Raw genomic sequence first — 26,741 nt, 5'->3', positions numbered from 1 at the left:
GAGGTGCCGTCTTGCTTTGCCATCGTCGTCTCTCGAGCCTCTGTCCGGAGTCCGGCCGACCTGCGGTGGTCTCCCGCGCGCCGCTGGCCGGGGCCGGTCGCCGTCGAGCGGCAGCGCTCCTGTCGGCGCTCGCTGCGCTCGCCTCGCTCGCGCCGGACGCGCGCGCCGCCGAGCCGACCCGGGAGGAGCGCGCCGCTGCGGTCGCGCTGTTCGACGAGGGCCGCGCGCTGATGGCCGCGGGGAAGCACGCCGAGGCCTGTCCGAAGTTCGCCGAGAGCCATGCGATCGACCCGGGCATCGGCACCCTCTTCAACCTCTCTGACTGCTACGAGCGCACCGGCAAGATCGCGACGGCGTGGATCGGCTTCCGCGACGTCGCGGCCGCCTCGCTCTCGGCCGGGCAGACGGAGCGGGAGCGGGTGGCGCGCGCCCGGGCCGCCGCGCTCGAGCCGCGGCTCTCCCGCCTGCAGATCGTGGTCCCGCCGGCGGCGGCGATCGCGGGGCTGGGCCTCACGCGGGACGGGGTCGCCGTGGGCAGGGCGCTCTGGGGGACGGCGGTGCCGCTCGACCCGGGTGAGCATCGGATCGCCGCGGCCGCGCCTGGGCACGAGCCCTGGGAGGCGAAGGTCACGATCGACAAGCCGGGCGTGGTGAGCGTCACGGTGCCGGCGCTCGAGCGCACCACGGAGCCGGCCTCCGCCTCGGGATCGAGCGGCGCGCCGGCCCCGGCGGTCGCGTCGCCGCCCCCGGTCCATCCGCCGGGGAGCGACCCGCCCTCGGCGGAGGGGGGGAGCGTCCGCAAGCCGCTTGGCATGGTGGGGGTCGGGCTCGGCGTGGTCGGGCTCGGCGTCGGCACGGCGCTCGGCTTCATGGCGAAATCGACGTTTGACAAGGCCACCGACGGCGGCCATTGCGACGAGGCGGGCCGCTGCGTCGATCAGACGGGCCTCGATCTGCGCGACGATGCGGTCGCGAAGGGCAACATCGGGACGGCGGTGTTCATCGCAGGGGCGGCCCTCGCCGTGGGCGGGGCGATCCTCTGGATCACCGCGCCGTCTGCGCCTGATGCCGCAGCGGCGTCCGCGCGCGGCCGCGGGCCGACGGCCGACGCGCCCTGGAGCGCGCGCGTCGGCCTGGGCCCCGGGAGCGTGTGGATCGCGGGCACTCTCTGAGCGGAGCGCCCTGGGAGCAGGAGGGGGCGTCGTCGCAGCGGCGGCGCTCGCGGGATGCCCCACGACGTCCGGCATCGAGCCGGGTGTGTCGATTGGCACCGATGACAGAGGAGAGCCGGAGTGAGCGAGGGCGCCCGGAGGATACCGGCGTTCGACGCGGCGCCCCGATTGACACGGATCGCCTCTCCGACGTGGCGCCGTGCGATGAGCTGGATCGATGATGCCGAGTCGGCCGGCATCGTTTGCGGCGCACGCGTGAAACGGAGCACGTCTCTCCGCCGGGCTCGTCCGGCGCGCTGAGCCAGGCGCCGTAGCGCTATGGCGCGGCGCGGCTGGCTTGCTGGTGACGCTGCGCGCCGGCCAGCGAGCTCCGGTGGCGAGGGTGTGGCGAGCGATGATCCGTCGCAGGCGATGATCAGAAGGGTCCTGGACGGGAATATAGCCCGGCCCCGACCGGACCTCGGGGACTCGCACGTACCGCTCTGTTTCAAATATCCGCCTCAGCGAGTGAGCAGCGCATCCAAGGCCCGCGCCGGCGTGCGCCAGGTGCATTTCATCTGAACGGCTGATCAAAAGTTGGGCAATGCTGCTCGACGCCGGTCGAGGGGCGCTGTTCTCCCATTGCTCGATTGCGGCGGCGATCGGGCGAGCAACCCTGTCGAAGGTCCTTGAGCCCACAGGCCATGGAGAGAGGAGCCCGGCCGGCGTCGCCGAGCTCGCATCGAGCAAACGCACGCCGTCGGCCGGCCAGGCGAGCGCGTGTTGACGTTCTGCAGGCATGATCCGTCACCCGCTTAGCCGGGCTCCGATGTCCTGTTCTTTCGCCCGGCAGTAGTTCATGAGTGCGCCACGGCGCTTGTCATGTATAGAATGCGTCCCATGACGAAACAGCGTTCAACCTTGGCTTTGTGGATGACCTTCGCGCTGGGTGGCGGCGCGTGTCTCGCGCTGGGCGCCGGTGCGTGCAGCGACGACGGGGCGACCAGCTCTGGCGACTCCGTGACGAGCGGAGGGAACCAGGGCTCCTCCGGTACGCAGACGGGGACGGGGGCCGGCGCTGGCTCCGCCTCCAGCTCCGGCGCAGGCGCCGGCTCCAGCTCTGGTTCCGACGCCGCCTCCGGCTCTGGTTCGGGCTCCGGCTCCGGCTCCGGCGGTGGCAGCAGCACCACGTCGTCGTCCGGGACCACCGCCGGACAGGGCGGCTCCGGCGCCGGCGGCGGCGACCCGGTGGAGTGCGATGCCAGCGCGGCGCCCGACGTCGGGAAGCTGGCGCTCGCTCCCGTCGTCACCGGCGTGGACAAGCTGGTTTACGCCGCTCAGCCAAAGGGGTCGAGCGACTGGTATCTCGTGCTGCAGACCGGGCAGATCCGCGTGTTCTCCGGCGGTCAGCTGCGCAGCGGGGTCTTCCTCGACGTGAGCAGTCAGATCCAGCTCAGCTCCGGCACCTTCGACGACGAGCGCGGGGTCATCAGCATGGCGTTCCCGCCCGACTACGCGACGAGCGGCAAGTTCTACATCATGATGACGGCGACCACGGGCACGAACATGAACCGTGACATGGTGGTCGAGTACAAGCGGTCCAGCGATCCTTACGTGGCGGACGCGAACTCGGCGAAGACGATCTTGCGGCTCGACGCGTCCGCGGTGAATCACAACGGTGGCCATATCGTGTTCGGGCCCGACGGCATGCTCTACGTCGGCACGGGCGACGGGGGCGGGTCCTGCAACAGCGACAAGCCGGGCGGGTCGCAGGACCCGGCCTCGCTGTTCGGCAAGATCCTGCGCCTCGATCCGAATGCTGCCGAGCCGTACGCCGCGGCCGGCAATCCCTTGGACGGCACGGCCTCGCGGGTCTGGCACTATGGTCTGCGCAACCCGTATAGCTTCACCTTCGACCGGGGGACGGGCGACCTCTTCATCGGCGATGTCGGCCAGGATAGCTACGAGGAGGTCGACTACGTTCCTGCCGGCACCTCGGGGCTGAACTTTGGCTGGCCGAAGTGGGAAGGCACCCACGCGGATACCTGCCAGGGGCGCACCATGCGCGCGGGCGATACGCACACCCCGCCCATCACCGACATGGATCGGCGGCAGAGCGCGACAGGGCCGTTCCGCGACTACAAGTCGGTCGTCAGCGGATTCGTCTACCGGGGCAGCCAGGTGCCGCAGCTCCGGGGCGTCTACCTGTTCGGCGACTACACCGGCGGGAAAATGGGCGCGCTCATGCAGTGCGGGGCGCAGACGTCGCCCATCACGGTCATCAACAAGAACCCCGATCCGAACGCGCCGAACGCTCCGGCGTTCACGCGTCAGGGCAACCTGCCGACCTTCAACGCGCTCACCGCGGTCGTCGAGGACAACGACGGCGAGCTATACTTCGTCGCGAACCGCAACAGCCTGGTGAAGATCGTTCCCGGGACCTGACCAGGCCGCCCAGGGCGCGGGCGCCGGATCTCGCGCCCGGCCCTGGATCCAGCGCGCGAGCTCCCTCACGCTTCTGCGCGTTCTTGCAACGTTCTTGCACGCGGGCGGCCAAGCTCGCCCGCTCCGCCTCCGCCGACGCAGCCAACCCTGCGCAGCCGCCGTCGCGCCGCCTCCGATGGCAGCGGACGGCGCGCCCCCCTTTCGAGCGCCCAGCGGATGTGCTTCGCTTGCCCCGCTCGTTCAGGAGGAGTCCCATGAAGAATGTCTTGACAGTGCTTGTGGCGCTCGGCGCCATGTGTCTCTTCGGCTGCGAGGGCAAGCCCCAGGCGACGCCCGAGGCGAAGCCCGCGGCCACGACCGAGGCGGCGAAGCCCGCGCCCAACAAGGCCGAGCCGGACAAGGCGGCGCCGGCCGAGACCGCGAAGCCGGCGAGCACCGGCGGCTGGTGATCGGCGCGGCGGCTCGGCCCGCTGCCCCGCGGCGCAGGCGCAGGGCCGCGGTCCGCCTCGCGCTCACGCTCTCGCTCGGCCTGACCGCCCTGGCGTGCGACGGCCGCCCTGCGCCGCCGGTCCACGGCGGTGGCCCCGATCCGGACCCGCTCGAGCCGCTGCGGCGCTTCGAGGCGGCGCGCCGAGCGGAGGCCGATTTCTCCCGCGCACCCAGCTCCGACCGGCTGTTCGGGCCCGACCCGATCGCGCTCCGCCCCGTGGATCCGCTGGGCCGGCCCGCCGCGCCGGGCGCGCCCGCGCTGCTCTCTCCGCTCCGTGGCCGCGACGCGCTCGTCCTGCTCGACGCGTCGCTTCGCGAGCTCTCCCGCGCCCCCGCGCCGGCCTCGCCGACAGGGGTCGCGGTCATGCCCACCGGCGAGGTCTTCGCGAGCGGCGAGGCGTCGCCCTCGCTCTTCCGCTACGCCGTCCGCGGCGCCTCGCTCGAGCCCGCGGGGCGCATCGAGCTCGCGGGCCTCCACGGCGTCCGGGACCTCGCGGCCGGCCCCGAGGGCCTCCTTTACGCGCTCGACGAGCGCGCCGGCACGCTCGTCACGCTGCGCCCTGGTCACGCCGGCGCGGACGGACGCGTCGAGGTCGAGCGCTGGGACGAGCCGATCGGCGCTGGGCCGTTCCGCGTCGTGCGCCTCGCGCATCACCTGATCGTCGATTGCCTCCTCGACCACACGCTCGTCGTGCTCCCGGTCGGCGCCGACGGCCGCCTGCTCCCGGGCGGCGCGGCGCGCGTCCGCCACGACGGCCCGATCTGGAGCTTCGACGCGCTCGAGACGGTCGGCGCCGGGGGCGGGCTCCTGCTCGCGGCTGGCGGGGTCGAAGATCACCCGCTCGACCGGACCGGCGGCTCGTTCGGATACATCGACTCGTTCGTCTTCCTCTACCGCGTCGCCGCCGGCGCCCGGCCCGAGGTGACGCGCCTCTCGACCGTGAACGTCTCGGAGCTCGGCGTGCTCACCCCGAAGGCGATCGCGCTCTCGGCGATCCCCGGCTCGAGCGGCGTGCGCGTGATGGCGACCGGCTATGGCGGCGATCGCAGGGCCGAGCTCCTGTTTCGCGCCACGGACGCTGGCCTCGGGAGCGCGCCGGAGGTCTCCACCCGCCCGCTCGCCCCCGGCGTGGCCGCCATGGCCGCGCTCGGCGGGGGCGCCTTCGCCTACGCGAACCCGTTGCTCGACGCGTGGCTGCTCGACGCAGGCGACGGCGCGGTCGTGAAGCAGCCGGTCCGGGACGGCGAGGACGCCCGCTCCGACGAGATCCGTATCGGCGAGGCGCTCTTCTTCACCTCGCTGATGGCCCCGTGGAACAAGGCCGACGGCCCGCTCAGCCGGTTCACGTGCGAGACGTGCCACTTCGAGGGCTACGTCGACGGCCGCACGCACCACACGGGCCGCGGCGACGTGCGCGCCACGACCAAGCCGCTGCTCGGTCTGTTCAACAACCGCCCCCACTTCTCCCGCGCCCTCGATCCGGATCTCACCGCGGTGGCGGACAACGAGTTCCGCGTCGCCGGCGCGCTGAGCGGCCACGACCCCTGGTTCTCCATCTCGAGCGAAGGTGCGCCGTGGCTCGCCGATCTCGGGCTCGTCGACGGCGGGCGCGATGCGCGGTCGCCCGAGGCGCTCCGCCGCGCGCTCATGGGCTTCCTCATGGCGTTCTCGCACCGCGCGAACCCCGCCGCCCTCGGCCGAACGAGCTTCACCCCGCTCGAGCGCGACGGCGCCCGGGTGTTCCGGGACCGCTGCGCTCGCTGCCACGCGCCGGTGCTCCGCAGCGACGATCCCGGCTCCGCGGCGCCGTTCGAGCGCTGGGAGGCGCTCGTGTTCGCGCCCGAGGGCGCGATCGTGTGGGGGAGGGCCGGATACGAGAAGACCGGCGTCGTGCCGTATGTGCACGAGGAAGGCGCGCGGGTGCCGTCGCTCCGGCGGCTCTACAAGAAGCGGCCCTACTTCACGAACGGCTCCGCGAAGACGCTGCGCGAGGTGCTCGAGCGGGCGCGCTTCGAGGACACGGGCGGCCGCGCCGCCGGCGACCAGCGCGGCGCGGCCGCCGCCGCTGCGCCGGGCGCCTTCTTCCATGACGGCGCGCCCGCGGGCGAGGGCCTCGTCGCGCTGGACGCCGGCGCGATCGAGGCGCTCCTCGCCTTCCTCGATCTGCTCTGATCGCGCGGCGCGTCCGCGCGCCCGCTGGCAGGCAGACCGAGGGCACGCCGCGCGGGGCGCGCGTGTCCGCGAACCAGATCTCGGCCGCGGCCAGCCCTGAGGCCGCCCGCGCGGATCCGCCCAGCATCGCCGCGCGATCCGCGGTAAATGGGGGAGATGCGACAGCACCCCACGTTCCCCCGCCCGTCGGCGTCGGCCATCGACAAGGCGCGCCGGCTCCTCGAGCGCGCGCTCGGCCCCTCGAAGGTCATCACGTCGGCCGACGGGTGCGCGGCCTACGCGGGCGACGAGTCGGATCAGCCGCCGGTGAGCCCGGATGCGGTCGTGCTCGCGTCCTCGGCGGCCGACATCGAGAAGGCGGTGCGGGCGGCGAGCGAGGCGGAGGTGCCGGTCGTGCCGCGCGCCGCTGGCAGCGGCAAGTCGGGCGGCGCGGTGCCGGTGGGGGGCGGGATCGTCATCGCCACGATCGGCATGAACTCCATCAAGGAAATCAGCCGTGAGGAGCAGATCGCGGTCGTGGAGCCGGGCGTCATCCTCGCCGACCTGCACGCGGCCGTCGAGGCCGAGGGGCTCTTCTACCCGCCCGATCCGAACTCGCTCAAGATGTGCGCACTCGGCGGCAACATCGCCGAGAACGCGGCCGGCCCGCGCGCCTTCAAGTACGGCGTCACGCGCGAGTATGTGCTCGGGCTCGACGCGATCCTCATCGATGGCACGCGCCTCCGCACCGGCCGGCGCACGGTGAAGGGCGTGACGGGGTACGACGTCACGGCGCTGCTCGTCGGCAGCGAGGGCACGCTGGCGATCACGACGGAGGCGACGCTCCGGCTCATCGCGAAGCCCCCGTCGATCATGACGCTGCTCTGCCTGTTCCCGGACGTGCGCGCCAGCGGGCGCGCGGTGAGCGCCCTGGTCGCCGCCGGCGTCGTCCCGCGCTGCCTCGAGCTGCTCGATCGCCCCACGCTCGACGCGGTCCGCGCGCGCGGCGTCGGGGTCGACGAGCGCGCGGGCGCGATGCTGATCATCGAGGTCGACGGCGAGCCCGCGGACTGCGAGGTCCAGGCCGAGCGCGTGGGGGAGGTCTGCATGGATGCCGGGGCGCTCGACGTGCTCGTCGCGCAGGACGAGGCGCAGCGCGAGCGGCTCTGGGAGGCGCGCCGCCAGCTCTCGCCCACGACGCGCGCCATGGCGCGCTACAAGATCTCGGAGGACGTCGTGGTCCCGCGCGACAAGATCCCGGCGCTGCTCGACGAGGTCGCGGAGATCTCGGCGGCGACCGGCGTCCGCATGCTGACGTACGGCCACGCCGGGGACGGCAACCTCCACGTCAACCTGCTCTGGAACGACCCGGACCTCGTCCCCCAGGTGGAGACGGCGCTGTCGCGCCTGTTCCGCGCGGTGATCGGCATGCGCGGCACGCTGAGCGGCGAGCACGGCATCGGGACGTCGAAAGCGGACTTCCTCGCGCTCGAGCAGTCGCCGGAGCTCATCGCGATCGAGCGCAAGATCAAGGCGCTGTTCGACCCGAAGGGCTTGCTCAACCCGCACAAGATCTTCCCGCGGCGGACGCTCGAGGCGGCCGAGCGGGGCGAGCGAGACGGGGGGCCCGAGCGCGCGCCGGGCTTCCCGACCCACGTCGTGGCGCCCTCGCACGGGGCGTGCTGAGCCGATGCGGGTCCTCGGCATCGATCCCGGCTCGCGCCACCTCGGCTGGGGCCTGCTCGTGCGGCAGGGCACGCGCATCGAGCACGTCGCGCACGGCGTCATCGACATCGACACGAGCGGGACGTTCGCCGGCCGGCTCGTGGAGATCGACGACGAGCTCGGCAAGGTGATCGCGTCGCTCGCGCCCGACGCGGCCGCGGTGGAGAGCCTGTTCTTCGCCAAGGACGCGCAGAGCGCGGCGAAGCTCGGCCACGCGCGCGGGGTCGTGCTGCTGCGGCTGGCGCGCGCGGGCGTGCCGATCTCGGAGTATCCGCCGGCGCTGGTGAAGCGGACGATCGTCGGCCGGGGCGCGGCCGAGAAGGCGCAGGTCGCGCAGGTGATGACCGCGGTCCTGCGCCTCGCCGCCCCCCCGCGGCCGGACGCGGCCGACGCGCTGGCCATCGCGATGACCCACCTCAGCGCCGCGGGCTTCGCGGCCGCGCTTGCGGCGTCGGGCGCGCCCGTCCCGCGCCGCGCCCGGCCGCGACGGGCGCGCCTCGGTTGAGCGGGCCGACGCGGCTCCCTGGTCGCACGTGGGGACGCCAGGCGCGGCGCCTCGGTTGACTGCGTGGCTGGGGGCCGGCGGGGGCGGTCCGGGCGCACATCCCGTGTGCTATGGAGCCTGCATCGGACGCTCCCGCGCCGCGTCCAACATGAAAATCGTGCGGCGCGCCCCGGCTTCAGCGAGGGTGCGGCGCCAGGGCACGGAGCCGGCGGTGCATCGCCGGCGCCCCCGTCGCCGACGAGCGGGGGCGACACGCCTCTGGACATCAAAGGAGATCGGGAAGGATGACGCGAACCTCACTCAACCGCCTCGCCGCCGCGTGCCTCATCGGGCTGACGGCGCCCCTCACGGTCGTGCTCGCGACGCTCGCGACCGCCGGCGAGTCCCAGGCCGCGGGTCCCACCGCCGAAGAGCTCGGCAGGCGCGTCCAGCAGTTCTACGACTCCACGAAGACCTTCAAGGCGAGCTTCACCCAGACCTACACGATCAAGGTCCAGGACGTGAAGAAGGTCTCCACCGGCAAGGTGACCTTCGAGAAGCCGGGCAAGATGAGCTGGATCTACGACGCGCCGAACGGAAACCGGGTCGTCTCCGACGGCGTCACGATCAAGGTCTACGAGAAGGACAACGAGCAGATGTTCGAGACCCCGGTGAAGGGCTCTCAGTATCCGGCGGCGCTCGCGTTCTTGATGGGCAAGGGGCAGCTCACGAAGGATTTCTCGCTGCGACTGCTCGATCCTGCGCAGATGAAGTTCGAGGGCGGCTATGTCCTCGAGGGCACGCCGAAGGAGGCGACCCCTGCGTATCAGAAGATGCTCCTCTACGTGGACGGGCAGACCAACCAGGTCCGCCGCGTGCTGATCCTCGACGCGCAGGGCAACCGGAACCGGTTCGATTTCTCGTCGCCGGTCGTGAATCAGCCGGTCGGGAAGACCGAGTTCGATTTCACGCCTCCTCCGGGCACGCGCGTCGTCCGCCCCTGACGTTCTCCCGCCACGTTTCCGGCGTGGAGAGGCTGCTGCCGCGTTACCCCGCCGACCCCCGACAGCGCGTGAAACTCGTGGAAGCGGAGCGTCACAGCCTCCGCGCTCCTCGCCGGCAGCGCGCCGTGGCGAAGCTGCTGGGATATATGCCCGGCGCGTCCCTGCCGTGGTAGAAATATTGCGTGATACTTCGATCCCACGGGCGTGAGCGACAGCTCCGAGGCTGGCGTCGCCCACCGCGGATCGTCACCGCTGCTTTCGGCTCCACGCGCGCGGCGGGGATTCACCTCGGCTGAACGGTCACCCGCTGTCACGAGGCTTTCGCGAGAGCGCTCGATCCATGAACAATCCCCCCGGACATCGTCCCGATTCCCCCGGCGTGCCGCAACAACCCCGGCCGGCGGAGCGCTTGAGCGAGCGCGCGCAGCCTGGTGGTGGGCAGCTCCCTTCGGGGTATCCGGCGCAAGGCGCGGGGCAGAGCTCCACGGGGCAACCGCCCTACGGGCCGCAGGGGCACGCGTACGCGCAGGCGCCGCAGGGGCACGCGTACGCGCAGGCGCCGCAGGGGCACGCGTACGCGCAGGGGCCGCAGGGCTACGGGCAGGGGCACGCGTATCCGCAGGGCCCGCCAGGACACGCGTACGCGCAGGGACCGCAGGGGTATGCGCAAGGGCCGCAGGGACATGCCTACGCGCAGGGGCCGCAGGGCTATACGCACGGGCACGCGTACGCGCAGGGGCCGCAGGGTTATGCGCAGGGGCAGCAGGGTCATGCGCAGGGGCCGCAGGGTTATGCGCAGGGGCAGCAGGGTCATGCGCACGGGCCGGAGGGGCACGCGTACCCGCAGGCACCCCAGGGCTACGCGCAGCGGCAGCAGGGTCACGCGTACGCGCATCACCAAGCAGGCTACCCGGCGGCCGTGCGGAGGTTCGACCCGGACCGGCGGCTGCGCATCGCCGGGCTGTGGCTGTGGGCCATCGGCCTCATCGCGGGCGCGGTCCTCAACGTGCTCTTCACGCTCCTCGGCGTCATCGAGTCCGGGGGGAGCATGCTGAGCGCCATGCTCGTCGGGGCGCTCTTCGCGTTCCCGCCGCTCGTCCTCTACCTGTTCGTCCCGATGATCATCGATCGGTACGATCCCGAGCCGTGGTGGTGCCTGGTGATGGCGTTCCTGTGGGGCGCGCTCGCGGCGACCGGCTTCTCGATCCTGATCAACACCGGCGTCCACATCGGCGTCTCAAGCAACTTCGGCGAGCCGGCCGGCGAGCTCGTCAGCGCATCGGTCAGCGCGCCGTTCGCAGAGGAGCTCTTCAAGGGGCTCGGCGTGTTCGGCTTCTTCTACTTCCTGCGCCGGGAGTTCGATGGGATCGTCGACGGCATCATCTACGCGACGTTCTGCGCGCTCGGCTTCGCCGCGGTGGAGAACGTGCTCTATTACGCGCGCGCCTCGATGCAGGGCAGCGACGTGCTCGCCGGCACGTTCGTCCTGCGGGGCGTCTTCACGCCCTGGCTTCACCCGCTGTTCACGTCGATGACCGGCATCGGCTTCGGGCTCGCCCGGGAGTCGTCGAGGACGTGGGTGCGCGCGACGGCCCCGATCGGCGGCTACCTGCTCGGCGTCGCGCTGCACGCGGTGTGGAACTTCCTCCCCACCGCGCTGGGGCGCGCGATGGGCGACATCTTCATGCCGTGGCTCCTGCTCTGGTTGTGCTTCGTCGCGTCGTTCTTCGGGATCATCGTGGCGCTCGTGATCCGCAAGGGCTGGGTGATCCGGGATCATCTGCGCGATGAGGTCGCGCTCGGCATGCTCACCCAGGATGAGCTCGAGCTCGTCTGCTCGCCGATCGGCCGGCTCCGGTGCACCCTGGGCTGGCGCGGCGCCACGGGGCGGAGCTTCATCCGCGCCGGCGCGCGGCTCGCGCTCAGCAAGTGGCACACGGCGCGCGCGCTGCAGGCGCGGAACCGCACCCTGAGCGCCGATTTCATCGGCCCGCTCCGGCAGGAGATCGCGCAGCTCAGGCAAGAGCTCCTCACGCGCGCTCCCCGGTAGAGCGCAGCGGTCACCCGCGTCGGATACGGACCCATCTCGGCGTTTTCGGTGCTCAGCGCACGTGAGCGCGCTTCCGCGCCGAAAACGCCGATCTGGGCCCGTCTCCTGTGCGGGTGACCGCCGCTCTGAAACGCCGGAGCTGCGGGGGCGCCGGTCAGCTCTGCGAGGTGTTCGTCCCGTCCGCGGCGGGGCGCGCGGCGGGCTGGGCGGCTCGGTCCTCGCGCCGCTGCACGGGCTTCGCGGGGATGCCCACGACCGTGGTGTTCGGCGCGACATCGTGCACGACCACGGCGTTGGCGCCGATCCTGGCGCCGTCGCCGACCGTGACCCCGCCGACGATCTTCGCCCCCGCGCCGATGAAGAGGTCGCTCCCGAGCACCGGTGTCTGCCGCCGATCGGCGCCGATGGTCACCTGGTGCTCGATGAGCACGTTCGAGCCGCCGCGGACGTTGCCGTTGATGACGACGCCGTTCGAGTGGATGAGCACGAAGCCGGGCCCGAAGTCCGCGCCGCGCCCGATCACGCAGCCGCCGGCCAGGTTGGTCGCCTTGTTGAGAACCATCTCGAGCACCGGCATCCGGTGGGCTCGCGCGGCCTGCGTGAACCTGTAGAGGACCATCGCCGCCGTGCCGTCGGTCGCCAGCGTCTTCAGGATGGTCGGCAGTGGATCGCTGCCGTAGCACCATGTGGCCTTCTGGCGCACGTCGGCCGCGATGAGTCGCAAAGTCCGCAGCATTGGACGAGGCTAGCGCATCTCGCCTCGCCCGTGCGACCTTTCGCCGCGCGCCCGAGGGGCACGTCGTCGCGAGCGCCCGCGCGACCTTTCGCCGCGCCTCTGCGCCTGCGCGCCTCTGCTACATCTTACATCTCGTCGTGCGTGGTCGTGCATGGTCGTGCGTCCGTTGCGCCTGCGTGCCCGCGCGGTCTTTTCGCCGCCGCACCGCCCTGTTGCCATCCGGTCATCGGTCCGTCACATCGCTCGGGTACACGCGCTCTTCACCATGGCGCGGATTTTAGTCATCGAGGACGAGCCGGCGCTCCAGAAGGTGCTCGATTACAACCTCAGGCAAGCCGGGCATGAGGTGCTCCTCGCGGGGCAGGGCGGTGAGGGGGTCCGGCTGGCCATGGACCAGCGGCCCGATCTCGTCCTGCTCGACCTCATGCTGCCGGACATCCCAGGGACCGAGGTGTGCCGTGCTCTACAGCAGAGCGATGGCACCCAGCGGATCCCCGTGATGATCGTGTCGGCCCGCGGGGACGAGGTCGACCGCATCGTCGGCTTCGAGCTCGGCGCCGTCGACTACGTGGTCAAACCGTTCAGCGTGCGGGAGCTCGTGCTGCGCGTGCAAGCCGTGCTCCGCCGCGCGAAATCCTCCGGGGACGGGGAGCGGAGCATCGAGTTCGGGTGCCTGCGGATCGACGAGGGCGCTCACCGCGTGTGGGTCGAGCGCGAGGAGGTCGAGCTGACGCTCCTCGAGTTCAAGCTCCTCGTCGCGCTGTACGAGGCGCGCGAGCGCGTGCAGACGCGCACCGCGCTCCTCGACGGCGTCTGGGGCATCGACGTGAGCATCACGACGAGGACCGTGGACACCCACGTCAAGCGGCTTCGCGACAAGCTGCGTCGCGCTGGCGATTACATACAGACCGTCCGCGGTATCGGCTATCGATTCGCCGCTTCGCCCGATCTCCCCGAGAGCCGCAGCGCCTGAGCGGCCTGCCGGGCGAGCACGACAATCGTTGCCCCACCGTCACCGGGCCGCAACGACAGCCGGTGTACCGTGCAGACGGTGATTCACATGCTGGGCGACATTCTCGAAGACTGCCGGTCCCTCTCATGAGGTCCGGCGGAGCTCCGGTGTCGTCGCCAGCGTGTGTCGGGAGCCTCGATGCATCTTGAGACGTGGAATGCAGGGGAGGCCGATCCTGAGCGGGCGAAGCGGCTCGCGATCGGGGTTGCGGCTGGGCTCCTGCTGTTCGCGGCCGTCGCGCTCGCCGCCGCCCGCCTGAGCGGCGCGATCGCGCCCCCTCCGCCCGAGGAGGAGATCGTCGAGGTCAAGCTCGCCACGCAGCTCCCCGAGGCGCCCCTCGTGGCCCCGGCGCCCGCGCCCCCGCCGCCGGCGGCGGAGGCTCCGGCGCCTCGCCCCGCGGCGCCCCGGCGCCCGGCGCTCGTCGCGCCGACCGCGGTGCCCAGCGAGGCGCCGGCGGAGGCGGACCCGAGCCAGGCCAAGGCGAGCAACGACGACACGTACGGTGAGCCGGGAGGCGTACCGGGCGGCGTGCCCGGAGGGGTCCCCGGCGGCACGGGGACGGCCGCCGTGGCTGCGCCCGCGCCGCCGCCGCCACCGCCCCCTCCTCCGCAGCCGAAAGGGCCGATTCACCTCCCCGAGAACGCCACGCCGCCTGTCGCGCTCTCCAATTCGCTCCCTCCCATCCCCGAGGCGGCGCGGAGCGCGGGGATAGAGGCCACCGTGGTCGTCCGGTTCGTGGTGACCGAGACCGGCGAGGTCACGAACGTCACCATCGTCCGCGGCCATCCGCTGTTCAACGACGTGGTGCTCGCGACCGTGAAGACGTGGCGCTACCGGCCGGCGATCCACGAGGGGAGGCCGGTGTCGACCTTCAAGACGGTCAGGATCCCGTTCAAGGCGAAGAGATGACGTCGAGCGCGCGGCCGCGGACGCGGCCTCTCGCGTGAGGAGTGAAGGAGGTTAGCCATGATGCAGTTTGATCTCGGGCACATCTGGGCGACCATGGGGCTTTTGAGCAAGCTCGTCGCGTTCGCCCTCGTGCTCATGGCGCTGGCGAGCGTCGCCGTCGTGGTGGAGCGGCTCATCGCGCTCGCGCGCCAGGCGTCGGAGACCCGGCGCTTCGCGAGGGAGGCGCGCCCCGTGATGGAGGCCTGGGACACCGCGCGGCTCGTCTCGATCGCCGACGGTTACGGACGCTCCGCGCTCGCCCGGCTCGTCGGCGCGGCCGTGCGCCGCTTCCAGCGCGCCGTCGAGGCCGGCGAGGGCGGCGTGCCGCCGGTGGAGCTCGCGCGCCGCGAGGTGTCGCGCCGCCGGGAGGCGATCTCCGCCGACCTGCGCCGCGGCCTCTCGGTGCTCGCGACGGTCGGCTCGGTGGCCCCGTTCGTCGGGCTGCTCGGCACCGTCATCGGCATCATCACGGCCTTCCAGACGATCGCGTCGACCGGCTCGGGCGGCCTCGGCGCCGTGAGCGCCGGCATCTCCGAGGCGCTCATCGTCACCGCGCTCGGGCTCGCGGTCGCCATCCCGGCGGTGCTTTGCTTCAACTACCTCACCACCCGTATCGCCGCGGTGGAGCTCGCGCTCGAGCGCAGCGCGGGTGAGCTCATCGACGAGATGGAGAACGAACATGGGCGTTCGAGCGGAGAGCAGTCGCTCGGGTCGGCAGCCGCCGCCTGAGCCGGAGATCAACGTCACGCCGCTCGTCGACGTGGTGCTCGTCCTCCTCATCATCTTCATGGTGATCGCGCCCCAGATGGAGCACGGCGAGCGGGTCGAGCTGCCGGCGGTGTTTCAGCCGGATCCGAAGTCGAAATCGAAGCTCGACCCGATCTACGTGACGATCACCGGCGCAGGCACCGTGTTCCTCGAGAAGGAGGCCGTCGCCGACCTCGGCGCGCTCGGCGAGCGGCTGCGGGCCATCCGCGCCGTCGAGCCGGAGCGCCGGGTGGTCATCAAGGGCGACTCCTCGGTGAGGTACGGCCGCGTGCGGGAGGCCTTCGCGCTGTGCCAGGAGGTCGGGTTCGCCGGGATCTCGCTGCAGGTGAGCCAGCGGGGCGGCGGGGCGTCGGCGGAGCCGGAGGAGGGATAGCGCCGTGGGAATGAGCGTTCCGCAGGGCGGGGGCAGGAAGGGCGGTGTCGCGCCGAGCATGAACGTGACGCCGCTCGTCGACGTGGTGCTCGTGCTCCTCATCATCTTCATGGTCGTGACGCCGCTGCTCGCCAAGCAGTTCTGGCTGAGTCTGCCCAAGAAGGACGACACAGCGAGGCTCGCGCCGCCTCCCGTCGACGCCGACAAGCCCGTGGTGCTCACGGTGGATCAGCGCGGCGTCCTCCGCATCAACCAGGCCGAGGTGCAGCGCGGCGAGCTGAAGGAGCGGCTCGCGCGCATCTTCGCGGCGCGCTCGGACAACGTTCTTTACTTCGACGCGGACGACGAGGCCGTCTACGCGGTCGCCGTGGAGGCCATGGACGCCGCGCGCATGGGCGGCGCCAAGACGATCGCCGTCCTGACGGAGAAGCCCGCGCGCTGAGCCAGCGCAGAGGCCCGACGAGGTGAAGTCGAGGCGCGCGGGAGCCGCCGCCGCGTCGCTCGAGCGCGCGAGCGCGGCGGGGTGCACGGGAGAGGGCGCGAGTTGGCCCTGCGCTCTCCTCATCAGACGGGCGCGCGTGCGCCCGGCCATCGAATCGAGAGTCGCGCCCGGGCTCGGAGCGCGCGAAGGGACAGGTGCATGAGTCTCAGAAGGATCTCGGGGGTAGTCGCAGCGCTGGTGACACCGCTTTGCTTGGGGGCCACGGCCTTCGCGCAGGGCGACCCCGGAGCCGCTGCGCCGCAGCCGGACGGCGCGGCGCCTCAGGCCGGCGGCCCTGCGGCGGAGGACGTCGCGGGGCTCGACGAGCCGAGCCCGTCGCGCCCGCCGCCCGCGGGGAAAGGCGTCGTGTGGGGCGTCGTCACGGACACCGCCACGAAAGAGCCCTTGCTCGACGCCCAGGTCTCCGTCGTGGGGACGAAGCTCAAGGCGATCGCGGACCTCGACGGGCGGTATCGGCTGGAGCTCCCGCCGGGCACCCATCAGCTGCGGGTCTGGTACGAGGCGCACAAGCCGCAGCGCGTGCAGGACGTACGTGTGACCGCCGGGCAGGTGGTCCAGGTCGATGTCGGCCTCGATCCCGATCAGCAGACAGAGGAGGTCATCGAGGTCGAGTTCGAGCCGGAGCGGGCGAGCGTCGCGGCGCAGCTGCTCATCCGGAAGAACGCGGCCCACGTGGGCGACGCCATCGGCGCGAAGGAGATCGCGAAGACACCCGATCGCAACGCCGCCGAGGCCGCGAAGCGCATCGTCGGCGCGACCGTGGTCGACAACAGGTACGTCTACGTCCGCGGCCTGGGCGAGCGCTACACGAACGCGCTCCTGAACGGCGCCCCCCTGCCGAGCCCCGAGCCCGACCGGCAGGCCGTCCCGCTGGACCTCTTTCCGTCGCTGGTCCTCAGCGACATCACCGTCGTCAAGACGTTCACGCCCGATCTCCCCGGCGATTTCGTAGGCGGCTCGGTCCAGGTCAACACACGCGAGCTCCCGACCAGATTCCTGTTCCAGGCATCGCTGTCGCTCGGGTTGAACAGCCAGGCGACGTTCCGGGATCGCCTGAGCTACGCCGGCTCGGGCACCGACTGGCTCGGGTTCGACGGCGGCGCGCGCGCGCTTCCCCGCGAGATCCCCGACTACAAGGTGGTGCGGCTCGGCTCCAAGCCGGGCGGCGGCACCATCACGAGGGACGAGATGACGGCCTATGGGCGGGCGATCAACTCGTCGATGGTGACGACGCGGTCGTTCACCCCGCCGAACGGGAGCGGCAGCGTGGTCGTCGGCGACACCCTGAAGCTCGGCGGCGAGCAGCGCCTCGGTTACATCGCCACCCTGAGCTATGGCCGGAAGTTCGCTCCGCGCGCTGAAGAGCGCACGAGAGCCTTCCTGCCCGCTCCTCTGGGCGGCGAGCCCGTACCCAACGTCGACACCAGCACCGGAAGCATCCGTGACCAGGTGTCCTGGGGCACCTTCGCCAGCGTCACTTACAACCCGGATCAGAACCACAAGGTGACGATCACCGGACTCCACAGCCGCTCGTCCGAGGACCTGGCCAGCGAGATCAACGGGAACCCTCTGGACGGCGGCAGCGTGTTTCGCGACACGCTGCAGCGGTTCATCTCCCGGGCCCTCACCCTGGGTCAGCTCCAGGGAGAGCACCGCATCGGCGCGCTGGACGGCGGCACCCTCGACTGGAAGGCGTCCATCTCCCACGCGTCCTCGGACGAGCCCGATACGAGGGAGACCGTCTACATCAGGGACGATACGAGCGGAGCCTACTCGTGGGACGAGGGCACGCTGAGCGGCGCCCACTTCTTCAGCAACATGACCGACGTGAACTACGGCGGGCAGCTCTCCTATACCCAGCCTCTCGCCCGTGGGGACACCCCGACCCGGGTGAAGCTGGGCGGTCTGTTCAACCTTCGAGAGCGCGAGTTCAACGCGCGCCGGTTCCGGTTCAAGCAGCGCCCGGGCTCGGACTCGACGATCCTGCGCCAGGAGCCGGGCCAGCTGTTCTCGGACGAGAACATCGGCACGGCGCTCGAGCTGGAGGAGATCACGCGCGAGACCGACTCCTACACGGCGAACAGCGATCTTTACGCCGGTTACGTGATGACGGACGCCGCCATCACACGATGGCTCCGAGCGGTGATCGGCGCGCGGATCGAGGCCTCCACGCTGTCCCTGAGGGCGTTCGACAGGTACTCCCCGGCAAACCCGGAGATCAAGGCCGAGAGCGATGATGTCGATCTCTTGCCTGCGGCCAACGTCATCTTCAAGGCGAGCTCGAGCTCGAATGTCAGGCTCGGCGTGTCCAGGACGCTGGCCCGACCCCAGCTCCGCGAGCTCAGCTCGACCTTGTACCAGGAAGGATACAGCGGGATGGAGGCGCAAGGAAATCCGGACCTCGGGCGGACGAGCGTCGTGAACGCCGATCTCCGCTTCGAGATCTTCCCGACGGCCGGTGAGGTGGCCGCGGTCAGCGTCTTTTACAAGCACTTCCAGGATCCGATCGAGGAGGTCATCTTCCCGAACGGCGGCAGGGGGAGGCTCAGCTACGTGAACGCAGAAGCCGGTCACGTCGCCGGGGTCGAGCTCGAGGTCAGGAAGGGCCTGGGCTTCGTCACCCCGCTCCTGAAGGAGGTCACGGCGCTCGGAAACCTCACGTTCGTGCAGTCCGAAGTGACGATCGATCCCGATGACAACGAGGGAGGGGTCACCATCGAGAGCACCCCGACGCACCCGCTCCAGGGGCAATCCCCCTTCGTGGTGAACCTGGGGCTCGATTATGCCAGCGAGTCGACCGGCACGAGCGCCCGGCTCCTCTACAACGTGTTCGGCGCCCGGCTCAAGCGGGTGGGGCGCAAGGGGCTGGAGGACGAGTACGAGCAGCCGCGACACCAGATCGACTTGACCCTGGCCCAGCGCCTCGGTGAGCACGTCGAGCTGAAGCTGGCCGGCGAGAACCTCATCAATGCGCCCATCCGCGTCACCAAGGGGAGCGACGGCGATGAGGACAAGATCGCCAGCCAGTACAGCGTTGGGACGACTGTGACGTTGAGCGCTGCGTTCACCTACTGAGCACCTGCCATTGAATCGTCACGCGGCGCTCGTCACGAGTTTTCCTACATGCGCCATGTTGGGGAAGGAGGTAGAATAAATTGCGTACATTCAAATTGGGCTTGGTTTGCGCCTCGGCGCTGTCCGTCGCGGCGTTCGCCGCGTGCGGCGATGACGACTCGATCTCCCCGTCCTCGACCAGCACCTCGTCCGCGAGCAGCTCCGCTAGCGGCGGTGACGGTGGCGGCGGCGGCGAGGGCGGCGGTGGCGACGGCGGTGGTGGTGGTGGCGACGTCAGCGCCGATTGCTCCTCCCCGGTGGAGGTCAGCGAGGCGATCACCGCCAGCACGAAGTGGACCGCCGACAAGTGCTACCTCATGAAGGGGATCATCTTCGTCGAGCGCGGCGCCACCCTGACCATCGAGCCCGGCACGAAGATCATGGGCGAGAAGGTGAGCCTCGCCACGCTCGTCGTGAAGCCCGGCGCCAAGATCAACGCCAAGGGCACGGCGAGCAAGCCCATCGTGTTCACGAGCCAGGGCGAGGCGGGCGATCGCGCCGCCGGCGACTGGGGCGGCGTCATCCTGCTCGGCGAGGCGCCCGTCAACGTCGAAGGCGGCAAGGCCAACGTCGAGGGCATCACCGGCGAAGGCACGGAGTACGGCGGCGACAAGCCCGCGGACAACAGCGGTGTCCTCGAGTACGTGCGCATCGAGTACAGCGGGATCCTCCTCTCTCAGGACAACGAGGTCAACGGCCTCACCTTCGCCGGCGTCGGCTCCGGGACGACCGTCGATCACGTGATGGTGCACCACACGCTCGACGATTGCTTCGAGTTCTTCGGCGGCACCGTCAACGCGAAGCACCTCATCTGCGCGCAGAACGGCGACGACGGCTTCGACTGGGATCTCGGCTACACCGGCAAGCTCCAGTTCCTCGCGCTCCAGCAGGACCCGTCCGTCGCCGACGAGACGAACGGCTTCGAGGGCGACAACGACGCCGATTCGTCGGCCAACATGCCCCTCAGCGAGCCGACGATCTACAACGCGACCCTGTGCGGCAAGAACAAGGAGGTCGACAAGCAGCAGTACGGCATGCTGCTCCGCCGCTCGACGAAGGCCCACATCTTCAACACCATCGTGACCGGCTTCGAGGCAGGGGTGGATCTGCGTAACGAGCTCACCGAGGTCGAGCTCGCGAGCTCGATCTTCTTCGGCAACATCGAGGAGAACATCGCCTACGAAGAGACCGATACCGAGGCGGCGACCGAGTCGAAGCTCGACGACGACGACGACGCTGGCGCGGACGAGGTCGCGTGGTTCGGGGACGAGGCGACCAACAGCACCGATGATCCTGGGATCGCCGACTGCTTCGCCGCCACGCCCGACTTCCGGCCCGAGGCCACGCTCACCGAGAACGCGGCGACCCCGCCGGATGACGGCTTCTTCGACCCGGAGGCGAAGTACATCGGCGCCTTCAAGGCCGATGACACCTGGGCGACGGGCGCCTGGGTCTCGTTCGACGCGAACTGACGTCGCGCCGTCCGCGCCGCCCCTCCGCGATGCGGCGGGCGGACCGGATCCGTGGCGAGAGAAATGACGAAGGCCGGCTCTTCAGCCGGCCTTTATCGTCTCGAGCGTCACGGCTCCGCCGCAGGCGCTCAGCGCACCCGCGGCGTAAACCCGGACACACTGCTCCGATGCTCGCTGCATACGCCTCGCGCGTCCGCGGTCTCCTTGAATGACACCCTTCCGCACACCTCGCAGATGCACAGGTGTGCGCGATAGAACTCCCGGTCGAGCAGGATGTCGGCGGCGAGCAAGCTGAGCACAATGTCACCGAGGAAGTCGATCTCGCGCGGCGAGGCGACCCAGACGGGACGGCCGCCGACCGCCGCCCGGCGGACCCTGCCCCCGTAGATCGCCGCGTTCAGGAATCGATCGTCGGCGACGGGCGCGATCAGCCCCCGGAGGGCCGTGATGACGCGCCCGCGGGCCTTGTGGATGAGCTCCTCGAGGTTGCTGCTGCCGTCGGCCCGGGGATCGAGCATGACGGGCGTCGCGCCGGGCTCGCGCACGATCTGGGGGCGCTTCATCAGGCCCGGGGTCACCAGGTGGTCCACGAACCAGTCCTGGAGGTCCTTGGGCGTCCACTCGGACGCCGGCCACTCCAGGAACTCGAGCGCGCCGCGGAGGCCGCTGATGCTCTGGAGACCGGGGTGGGTGGGGAGGCTCGGCAGGGTGCGGGATGTGTGCAGACGCCGGGACGAGCGGCGGCTCGCCTCCTCGATGTTGCGGCCGGATCCCATGTTCACCTCGAGGGCAGACCCCCGGTCCCGATGGATGCGAGCTCTTGCAGAGGCCACCATGCCGAGGGAACAAGCACAACTTGTGCCGAACCTGGCGAACGGGGCGACATGGATTTGCTGGGAGTTCTGCCCAGGGAGCCTTCGCAGGCCGTTGGGATGGCCGGCCACTGGCCGGCCAGGTTCTTCAACGGGTAAGATTGTGCCCGATGGACCACTCCACCGTCCGCGTCTCGGTTTCACCGGAGCCCTCGGTCGCCGAGCCCGTTCCCGGCATCGTCCTGATCTTCTCCGGGGATCAGCCGCGCTGCGCTCCCATCCCGCTGGATCGTGGCTCCGTGGTGGTGGGTCGCGGAGGCGTCGGCGGCGTGCCCCTCATGGACGACTCGCTCATGTCGCGGCGACACGCCCGCATCGCGTACGACGGCGGCGCTTGGACCGTGGAGGACCTCGGCAGCACCAACGGGACGTCGGTCAACGGCGAGCCGATCCGCGGCGAGGTGCGGAGGGACGCGATCCAGGTCGTCGGCGCGGGGACGTCGGTGTTCCTCGCGCTCAGCGACATCCGGAGCTTCGCGCGCGGGGGCGTGCGCGCCGAAAAAGAGAGCGTCCTCGGGCCGAGGTTGCAGCTGATTTACGACACGATCATCCGCGCCGCGGCCGCGGGAGACAGCCTCCTCGTGACGGGCGAGAGCGGCACGGGCAAGGAGCTCGCGGCGCGCGCCTACCACGAGGCGGGGCCGCAGGCGCGCGGCCCGTTCGTCGCCGTCAACTGCGCGGCCATCCCGGAGGGCCTGGCGGAGCGGCTCCTCTTCGGCGCCAGGCGCGGCGCTTACTCCGGCGCGACGCACGACACCGACGGCTATGTGCAGGCCGCCCACGGAGGCACGCTCTTCCTCGACGAGGTGGCGGAGCTCGACGCGGCGGTCCAGGCGAAGCTGCTGCGGACGATCGACACCCGGCAGGTCCTCGAGCTCGGCGCGGTCGCGCCTCGCCCGGTGCAGATCCGGATCTGCGCGGCGACACACGACCTCCGCGCCCGCGTCGCCCAGGGCCGATTCCGGGATGATCTCTACTACCGTATCGGCCGGCCCGAGGTCCGGCTCCCGCCCCTCCGTGAGCGGACCGAGGAGATCCCGTGGCTGCTCGCGCAATGCGCAAAGGCGGTCGGCGCGGCCGCTCAGTGCGCGCCGCCGACGATTCACCATTCAATGATCATCGCGTGCGCGATGCGCCGCTGGCCGGGGAATCTGCGCGAGTTCGTCGGCGAGGCGCGGCGCGCCGTGACGCGCGCGCTCGACGAGGGGCGACGCACGGTCGAGGCCAAGGATCTGGACCCGCTCGCCGGCGTCGGGCTGAGCCCGGAGGCGCTCGAGCCGCACGCCCGGCCGACGGCGAGCGATGTTCGACCGGCGCGCGCAGGACAGGCGCCGCCCGAAGATGAGATCGCCGAGGCGCTTCGCCTCGAGCGAGGCAATGTGTCTCGCGCCGCCATCAGGCTAGGAGTGCACAGGAATCGAATTCGACGCTGGCTCGAGAAGAATGGCGTCGATCGCTCCCACTTCGCCGAGGGAAGCGACCTGTCCGATAACGACTGAACCGCTGGCGCCCGCCGTCGCATGCACAAGTGCAGGAGTGCGTCAATGGTGCCGCCTCGTCGCTGGAGAGCGCTCGTCGCCCGGCTGCGTTGCGATGACGAAGACACTCCCGGCGTAGGCTGCTGAGCCCGAGGGGGCGGTCGTTCCGTACATCACCTCCGGCAAACGCTCTGCTCCTTACGAAGGCCTGAAGGCCCTCGCGGCGCTGTTTCTCGGGCGAAGGAGCGCCCGATCGTCGCAGGGTTGCCTCCATCTGGCGACGCAACGTGGGATCGATCGACCGAGCGCCCATGTATAGGGACTTTACAGAGCCGATTATGCGGGTTGTAATGTGGTGTGTAAGCCCCGTCCCCGGCGAGGTGCTGTCACGACCACGGTCCACTCGACGAGTCCGGCGCGTGCTCGCCAGGTCGGAGCCCACGATGCGCCCTGAAGAGACCATCAGTGAAGTGTCCCGCGGGCCCGTGCGTCGCGCGCGGCCTGCGTCATCGAGGCCGCGCTCCGCGCGATCCGCGCGCGCCGGGGCCGGCCGGGCTTCCGCCTGCGGCGCGATCACGCTCGCCTCGCGGGACGCCTACGAATGCCTACGTCTGTCGCCAGAAGACAGGCTCGGACGGCGCGCGGAACACGAGGACGGGCGCGCGACGCACAATGACGATCTTGGACTTGACCGGGCGGGCGGCTTCATCGATGTACAGAGAGTTGACTCTCGGGTCTCCGTGCGAGCTCAGGCCCCGTCGCGTCACGGGCGGGCGCTGCGCTTCGCGGCCTTGCCGCGGGCGCGCGGCCGCCGAGCGCCTGCTCCCTGCTCGCCGTCGGGCTCTCCCTCAGCGACATCTGCAAACATTGAAACCCCTGGCTCCTGCGAGGTGGTCGACGTCATGCGTTCGCGCCTGAAATCGGCCGCCCGCGGAGAGCCCAGCCAGGACGGCGGGCTGCCTGGTTGAACAGCCCTGGACACCATGAACGCGATCCGTAGACACGTAGTATCGGCCGAAGAGGCGCCTCTTAGCCTACGAGCGCACATCGAGGGGCCCACCAGCTCGACCGCGTCCAGCCCAGGGCAGCAGCCGAGCTCGGGAACCCGCCAAACCCACTCGCGTCGCCGCCCGTTCCTGAGCCGCCTCCTCGCGGCGGGCGAGGCGATCGACGCGGGGGATGGCGAGCGCGCGAGGGCCCTCATCGAGGGCATCCTGCGGGCCGAACCCGATACGGGGGACGCGTCCGAACGCATTTCTGGCGTGTTTGGCAGGGCGCTGCTCGCCCGCCTGGACGGAGATCGCTCCGGCGATGGGAATCTGTACCTGCGCAGCGCCGGGCCGCGGGACATGCTCGCGGCGTTTCAGCTGCTCGTGCACGCGACGCCGCTCATCCGGTTCGGCTACCTCAGCGCGAACGCGGCCATCGTCGAGGCGTTCCAGGACGAGGGGGAGATCCATGTCATCGACATCGGCGTTGGCGGCGGTACGCAGTGGCCATTCCTGCTACACCGGCTGGCGACGCGGCCCGGCGGCCCGCCGCGGGTCCGGCTGACCGGTATCGATCTGCCGTGCCGGGGCCCCGATCCCGAGCAGCGGCTGCGCTGGGCGGGCGCCTTCATCGGGGGGTGGGCGGAGCGGCTGAAGGTCCCCTTCGAGTTCCACGGCGTCGCGTCCTCGGTGGAGCGCGTCGACTGGAGCCGTATCGCGTCCCGCTCCACGGCGCCCATTGCGGTCAATGCGGCGTTCGCATTGCACCATGTGCCGGATGCCTCGGTGCACGCCACCGCGAACCGCGACACCATCCTCACGAGGATCCGCGCCCTGTCGCCGCGCGTGCTGACGCTCGTCGAGCCGGATGTGGAGCACAACGCGCACCAGTTCCTCCCGCGGCTGTCGGAGGCGATCGGCCACTACTATGCGGTATTCCAGGCGCTCGAGGCGCTGCTCCCGCCGCACATCGCCGCGCGGGAGACCATCGAGCAGGTCTTCTTCGGGCAGGAGGTGATGAATGTGGTGGTGGGCGAGGGGGCCGCGCGGGTCGAGCGGCACGAGCGCCGGGGCGCCTGGCAGCGCCGCCTCCGCATGAACGGCTTCGAGCCGCTCCGCGTCTCGCCGCACGAGTCGCTGGTCCGCGGAGCGCTCCGCCTGAGCCAGGGCTTCGATGTCCGGAGCGACGAGCCCGCGATCCTGCTCATGCGCAACGGCGTGTCCCTCGTCGCCGCGTCGGCGTGGCGTCCACGGCAGCTCCCGCCGCCATCGCGGTTCATGTCCGGGCTGTTCCGCCGCTAGGAGCGCCGAACAGCGCAGGTGAGCCCCTAACGTACGAATCTGCGCCCCTCGATCAACAACCGCTCCCCTGTCCGGATCACATCCGGACGCGAGCGGCTCCTCGCTCTCAGCGCCTCAGGAGGACGAGCGCCACCCAGAGCACCAGCGCGCCGATCGCGAGGCCTGCGAGGGAGATCCACAGGGCGCGGCGCCTGTGCATTGCGATCTCCCAGAGGTCGCGCCGGTACCCCGCCGTGTGATCGCCCTCGCCCGCGGACCCGGGGTCGTGGAGCGGAAGAGGGCTCAGCCCTTCGCGCCTGACGAGCTCGAACAGCACCGAGCCGCGCGCCTGGGCCCGTGCGAGCTGCGCCAGCGTCTCACGGCGACAGTGAAGGCAAAACGTCGACGCATCCTCCTCGATGCCGACGAGGCCGAGCTCCCGTAGCTGTTGCTGCTCCCAGCTCTCCCTGGCTCGCCGGGCCTCGTTGTGCGCGTCCTCTCGGCGGTCGTCGTGGTGTGGGCTGTCCTTCGCGGTCATCGCAGCTCCTGATCGGGGCCGCGACCTGCGGCTCCCTAGGAGGATCTATTCCGGCCAGCGGCTAGAAATTCTCACGCAACCCGCTCGGCGGACATGCCGCGCTGGCCGCGGGGTACCCGGACGAGCAGCTGACAGCCAGCGAGCGGCGAGCTCGCCGAGCTCAGCAGGTGACGAGCACCTTGAGGGCGCCAGGCGCCGCCGCGGCCGCCAGCGCCTCCGCGGCGCGCTCCAGCGGGAGTCGCGCCGACACGAGGGGGCGGACATCGACGGTCCGGGCCTCGAGGGCGCGCAGCGCTGGCCCGAACAGCCCGCAGCGCGACCCGACGACGGTGATCTCGTTGATGACGAGCTCCGCGAGGTGGACGCTGGAGAGCCCGGCTACCGTGCTCTTGAGCACGAGCGTGCCCCTGGGCCGGGTCGCGCGGACCGCCCTCACGAACCCCTCGGCGGTGCCGGTGGCCTCGACCACCAGCTCGGCCGGATCTCCGGCCCAGGCGCCCTGAGGCGGAGAGGCGCCGGCGCCGGCCTGGCCCGAGGGCTCCGGGCGAACGAGCTCGGTAGCGATGCCCTGCGCGCGCAGCAGGGCGAGCTTCTCCTCGTGCTTGCCGACCGCGAGGACGCGGGCGCCAGCCTGATGGAGCACCTGCGCGATGAGCAGGCCGAGCTTCCCGTCGCCGAACACGAGCGCCGGCGTGCCCGGCGACACACGCACCTGCTCCAGGATCGCGAACGCCGCCGCGAGTGGCTCCGCGAAGACCGCCTCGTCGTCGTCGACCTTGTCGGCCACGGCGTGGAGGTTCGCCACGGGCACCGCGACGCGCTCCGCCAGCGCGCCGTCGGCGCCGACGATGCCCATGACGGTGCGCGTCGGGCAGTGCCTGCCCAGCCCGCGCGCGCAGAGCTCGCAGCGGCCGCACGCGAAGTTGATCTCGCCCACCACGCGGCGGCCGAGCCAGGCGGCCGGGCCCTCCACGACGTCGCCGACGAACTCGTGCCCGAGCGTGCCGCGGAACCCCATGTAACCTTTGATGATCTCGAGATCCGTGTTGCAGATCCCGGCGCACCGCACCTCGACCACGGCCATGCCGGCCGTGGTCGAGGGGGGGTCGCGGTCGATGACGCGCGCGGCCGTTCCGTCCCAGACCAGCGCTCGCACGG

The 26,741-nt window shown here is 71.1% G+C and carries 21 protein-coding genes; 17 read left to right on the top strand and 4 right to left on the bottom strand.

Annotation, left to right across the window (positions count from 1 at the left end; all coding sequences use genetic code 11):
* The first annotated feature begins 11 nt into the window (after positions 1–11).
* From WMF29_RS27385 to WMF29_RS27350, 8 genes are all read left to right on the top strand, one after another.
* A complete protein-coding gene (locus WMF29_RS27385; protein ID WP_437323085.1) occupies positions 12–1,172 on the top strand; it encodes a hypothetical protein in 1,161 nt (386 codons plus the stop codon).
* Positions 1,173–2,051: 879 nt separating this feature from the next.
* Positions 2,052–3,596 carry a PQQ-dependent sugar dehydrogenase gene (locus tag WMF29_RS27380; protein ID WP_437323084.1) on the top strand — a complete coding sequence of 515 codons (1,545 nt, stop codon included), beginning with the start codon at positions 2,052–2,054 and terminating at the stop codon, positions 3,594–3,596.
* Between the two features lie 254 nt (positions 3,597–3,850).
* Positions 3,851–4,045, top strand: a complete 195-nt coding sequence (locus WMF29_RS27375) for a hypothetical protein (RefSeq protein WP_437323083.1) — start codon at positions 3,851–3,853, stop codon at positions 4,043–4,045.
* Positions 4,042–6,258: a hypothetical protein gene (locus tag WMF29_RS27370; protein ID WP_437323082.1), complete on the top strand. Its 2,217-nt coding sequence runs from the start codon at positions 4,042–4,044 to the stop codon at positions 6,256–6,258. Before WMF29_RS27375 ends, WMF29_RS27370 begins: the two co-directional genes overlap by 4 nt.
* Before the next feature lie 156 nt (positions 6,259–6,414).
* Complete coding sequence (locus WMF29_RS27365) at positions 6,415–7,923, top strand: FAD-binding oxidoreductase (protein ID WP_437323081.1); 1,509 nt, start codon at positions 6,415–6,417, stop codon at positions 7,921–7,923.
* A gap of 4 nt (positions 7,924–7,927) precedes the next feature.
* Positions 7,928–8,467 carry a crossover junction endodeoxyribonuclease RuvC gene (gene ruvC / locus WMF29_RS27360; protein ID WP_272093995.1) on the top strand — a complete coding sequence of 180 codons (540 nt, stop codon included), beginning with the start codon at positions 7,928–7,930 and terminating at the stop codon, positions 8,465–8,467.
* Between the two features lie 284 nt (positions 8,468–8,751).
* Positions 8,752–9,450, top strand: coding sequence for a LolA family protein (locus WMF29_RS27355; RefSeq protein ID WP_012237707.1), 699 nt, complete (start codon positions 8,752–8,754; stop codon positions 9,448–9,450).
* 340 nt (positions 9,451–9,790) lie between these two features.
* Positions 9,791–11,500 carry a PrsW family glutamic-type intramembrane protease gene (locus tag WMF29_RS27350; protein WP_437323080.1) on the top strand — a complete coding sequence of 570 codons (1,710 nt, stop codon included), beginning with the start codon at positions 9,791–9,793 and terminating at the stop codon, positions 11,498–11,500.
* 154 nt (positions 11,501–11,654) lie between these two features.
* Here the strand turns inward: WMF29_RS27350 and WMF29_RS27345 are convergent, their stop codons facing one another.
* Entirely contained in the window at positions 11,655–12,236 is a 582-nt protein-coding gene (locus WMF29_RS27345) for a serine O-acetyltransferase (RefSeq protein ID WP_272093992.1), read from the bottom strand.
* Positions 12,237–12,501: 265 nt separating this feature from the next.
* Between WMF29_RS27345 and WMF29_RS27340 the strand changes: the two genes are divergently transcribed.
* The 7 genes from WMF29_RS27340 (at position 12,502) to WMF29_RS27310 (ending at position 20,425) form a co-directional block, all read left to right on the top strand.
* The gene (locus WMF29_RS27340; protein WP_272093991.1) at positions 12,502–13,209 is read left to right on the top strand and encodes a response regulator; all 708 of its coding nucleotides are present in this window, start codon (positions 12,502–12,504) and stop codon (positions 13,207–13,209) included.
* Positions 13,210–13,386: 177 nt separating this feature from the next.
* Entirely contained in the window at positions 13,387–14,157 is a 771-nt protein-coding gene (locus tag WMF29_RS27335) for an energy transducer TonB (RefSeq protein ID WP_437323079.1), read from the top strand.
* A gap of 57 nt (positions 14,158–14,214) precedes the next feature.
* The gene (locus WMF29_RS27330) at positions 14,215–14,925 is read left to right on the top strand and encodes a MotA/TolQ/ExbB proton channel family protein (protein ID WP_437323078.1); all 711 of its coding nucleotides are present in this window, start codon (positions 14,215–14,217) and stop codon (positions 14,923–14,925) included.
* The gene (locus tag WMF29_RS27325) at positions 14,876–15,337 is read left to right on the top strand and encodes an ExbD/TolR family protein (RefSeq protein WP_437323077.1); all 462 of its coding nucleotides are present in this window, start codon (positions 14,876–14,878) and stop codon (positions 15,335–15,337) included. Before WMF29_RS27330 ends, WMF29_RS27325 begins: the two co-directional genes overlap by 50 nt.
* Before the next feature lie 4 nt (positions 15,338–15,341).
* Positions 15,342–15,779 carry an ExbD/TolR family protein gene (locus tag WMF29_RS27320; RefSeq protein WP_437323076.1) on the top strand — a complete coding sequence of 146 codons (438 nt, stop codon included), beginning with the start codon at positions 15,342–15,344 and terminating at the stop codon, positions 15,777–15,779.
* 198 nt (positions 15,780–15,977) lie between these two features.
* Complete coding sequence (locus WMF29_RS27315) at positions 15,978–18,914, top strand: TonB-dependent receptor domain-containing protein (protein ID WP_437323075.1); 2,937 nt, start codon at positions 15,978–15,980, stop codon at positions 18,912–18,914.
* 101 nt (positions 18,915–19,015) lie between these two features.
* A complete protein-coding gene (locus tag WMF29_RS27310) occupies positions 19,016–20,425 on the top strand; it encodes a hypothetical protein (RefSeq protein WP_437323074.1) in 1,410 nt (469 codons plus the stop codon).
* 128 nt (positions 20,426–20,553) lie between these two features.
* Here the strand turns inward: WMF29_RS27310 and WMF29_RS27305 are convergent, their stop codons facing one another.
* Entirely contained in the window at positions 20,554–21,201 is a 648-nt protein-coding gene (locus WMF29_RS27305; protein WP_437323073.1) for a hypothetical protein, read from the bottom strand.
* Positions 21,202–21,407: 206 nt separating this feature from the next.
* Here WMF29_RS27305 and WMF29_RS27300 point away from each other — a divergent pair, with 206 nt between their 5' ends.
* Positions 21,408–22,796 carry a sigma 54-interacting transcriptional regulator gene (locus WMF29_RS27300; RefSeq protein ID WP_437323072.1) on the top strand — a complete coding sequence of 463 codons (1,389 nt, stop codon included), beginning with the start codon at positions 21,408–21,410 and terminating at the stop codon, positions 22,794–22,796.
* 962 nt (positions 22,797–23,758) lie between these two features.
* Complete coding sequence (locus WMF29_RS27295) at positions 23,759–25,066, top strand: GRAS family protein (protein ID WP_437323071.1); 1,308 nt, start codon at positions 23,759–23,761, stop codon at positions 25,064–25,066.
* Between the two features lie 106 nt (positions 25,067–25,172).
* On the opposite strand, the gene WMF29_RS27290 is transcribed toward WMF29_RS27295, so the two are convergent.
* Together WMF29_RS27290 and WMF29_RS27285 are read right to left on the bottom strand one after the other, a co-directional pair.
* Positions 25,173–25,583, bottom strand: a complete 411-nt coding sequence (locus WMF29_RS27290) for a hypothetical protein (protein WP_437323070.1) — start codon at positions 25,581–25,583, stop codon at positions 25,173–25,175.
* A 160-nt stretch (positions 25,584–25,743) separates the two neighbouring features.
* On the bottom strand, positions 25,744–26,739 hold the full coding sequence (locus tag WMF29_RS27285) for an MDR/zinc-dependent alcohol dehydrogenase-like family protein (protein WP_437323069.1): 996 nt from the start codon (positions 26,737–26,739) through the stop codon (positions 25,744–25,746).
* Positions 26,740–26,741: the final 2 nt, after the last annotated feature.

The organism is Sorangium sp. So ce381 (assembly GCF_051473845.1).
Taxonomy (GTDB): Bacteria; Myxococcota_A; Polyangia; order Polyangiales; family Polyangiaceae; genus Sorangium; species Sorangium atrum.
This window is presented reverse-complemented; position numbering and strand designations above follow the sequence as displayed.

What these genes read in the sequence shown, in the direction of transcription:
- WMF29_RS27305 (WP_437323073.1), bottom strand. Translation starts at nt 21,201, where the DNA reads ATGGGATCCGGCCGCAACATCGAGGAGGCGAGCCGCCGCTCGTCCCGG.
- WMF29_RS27350 (WP_437323080.1), top strand. Translation starts at nt 9,791, where the DNA reads ATGAACAATCCCCCCGGACATCGTCCCGATTCCCCCGGCGTGCCGCAA.
- ruvC (WP_272093995.1), top strand. Translation starts at nt 7,928, where the DNA reads ATGCGGGTCCTCGGCATCGATCCCGGCTCGCGCCACCTCGGCTGGGGC.
- WMF29_RS27335 (WP_437323079.1), top strand. Translation starts at nt 13,387, where the DNA reads ATGCATCTTGAGACGTGGAATGCAGGGGAGGCCGATCCTGAGCGGGCG.
- WMF29_RS27290 (WP_437323070.1), bottom strand. Translation starts at nt 25,583, where the DNA reads ATGACCGCGAAGGACAGCCCACACCACGACGACCGCCGAGAGGACGCG.
- WMF29_RS27300 (WP_437323072.1), top strand. Translation starts at nt 21,408, where the DNA reads ATGGACCACTCCACCGTCCGCGTCTCGGTTTCACCGGAGCCCTCGGTC.
- WMF29_RS27345 (WP_272093992.1), bottom strand. Translation starts at nt 12,236, where the DNA reads ATGCTGCGGACTTTGCGACTCATCGCGGCCGACGTGCGCCAGAAGGCC.
- WMF29_RS27380 (WP_437323084.1), top strand. Translation starts at nt 2,052, where the DNA reads ATGACGAAACAGCGTTCAACCTTGGCTTTGTGGATGACCTTCGCGCTG.
- WMF29_RS27340 (WP_272093991.1), top strand. Translation starts at nt 12,502, where the DNA reads ATGGCGCGGATTTTAGTCATCGAGGACGAGCCGGCGCTCCAGAAGGTG.
- WMF29_RS27315 (WP_437323075.1), top strand. Translation starts at nt 15,978, where the DNA reads ATGAGTCTCAGAAGGATCTCGGGGGTAGTCGCAGCGCTGGTGACACCG.
- WMF29_RS27365 (WP_437323081.1), top strand. Translation starts at nt 6,415, where the DNA reads ATGCGACAGCACCCCACGTTCCCCCGCCCGTCGGCGTCGGCCATCGAC.
- WMF29_RS27330 (WP_437323078.1), top strand. Translation starts at nt 14,215, where the DNA reads ATGATGCAGTTTGATCTCGGGCACATCTGGGCGACCATGGGGCTTTTG.
- WMF29_RS27355 (WP_012237707.1), top strand. Translation starts at nt 8,752, where the DNA reads ATGACGCGAACCTCACTCAACCGCCTCGCCGCCGCGTGCCTCATCGGG.
- WMF29_RS27295 (WP_437323071.1), top strand. Translation starts at nt 23,759, where the DNA reads ATGAACGCGATCCGTAGACACGTAGTATCGGCCGAAGAGGCGCCTCTT.
- WMF29_RS27375 (WP_437323083.1), top strand. Translation starts at nt 3,851, where the DNA reads ATGAAGAATGTCTTGACAGTGCTTGTGGCGCTCGGCGCCATGTGTCTC.
- WMF29_RS27325 (WP_437323077.1), top strand. Translation starts at nt 14,876, where the DNA reads ATGGGCGTTCGAGCGGAGAGCAGTCGCTCGGGTCGGCAGCCGCCGCCT.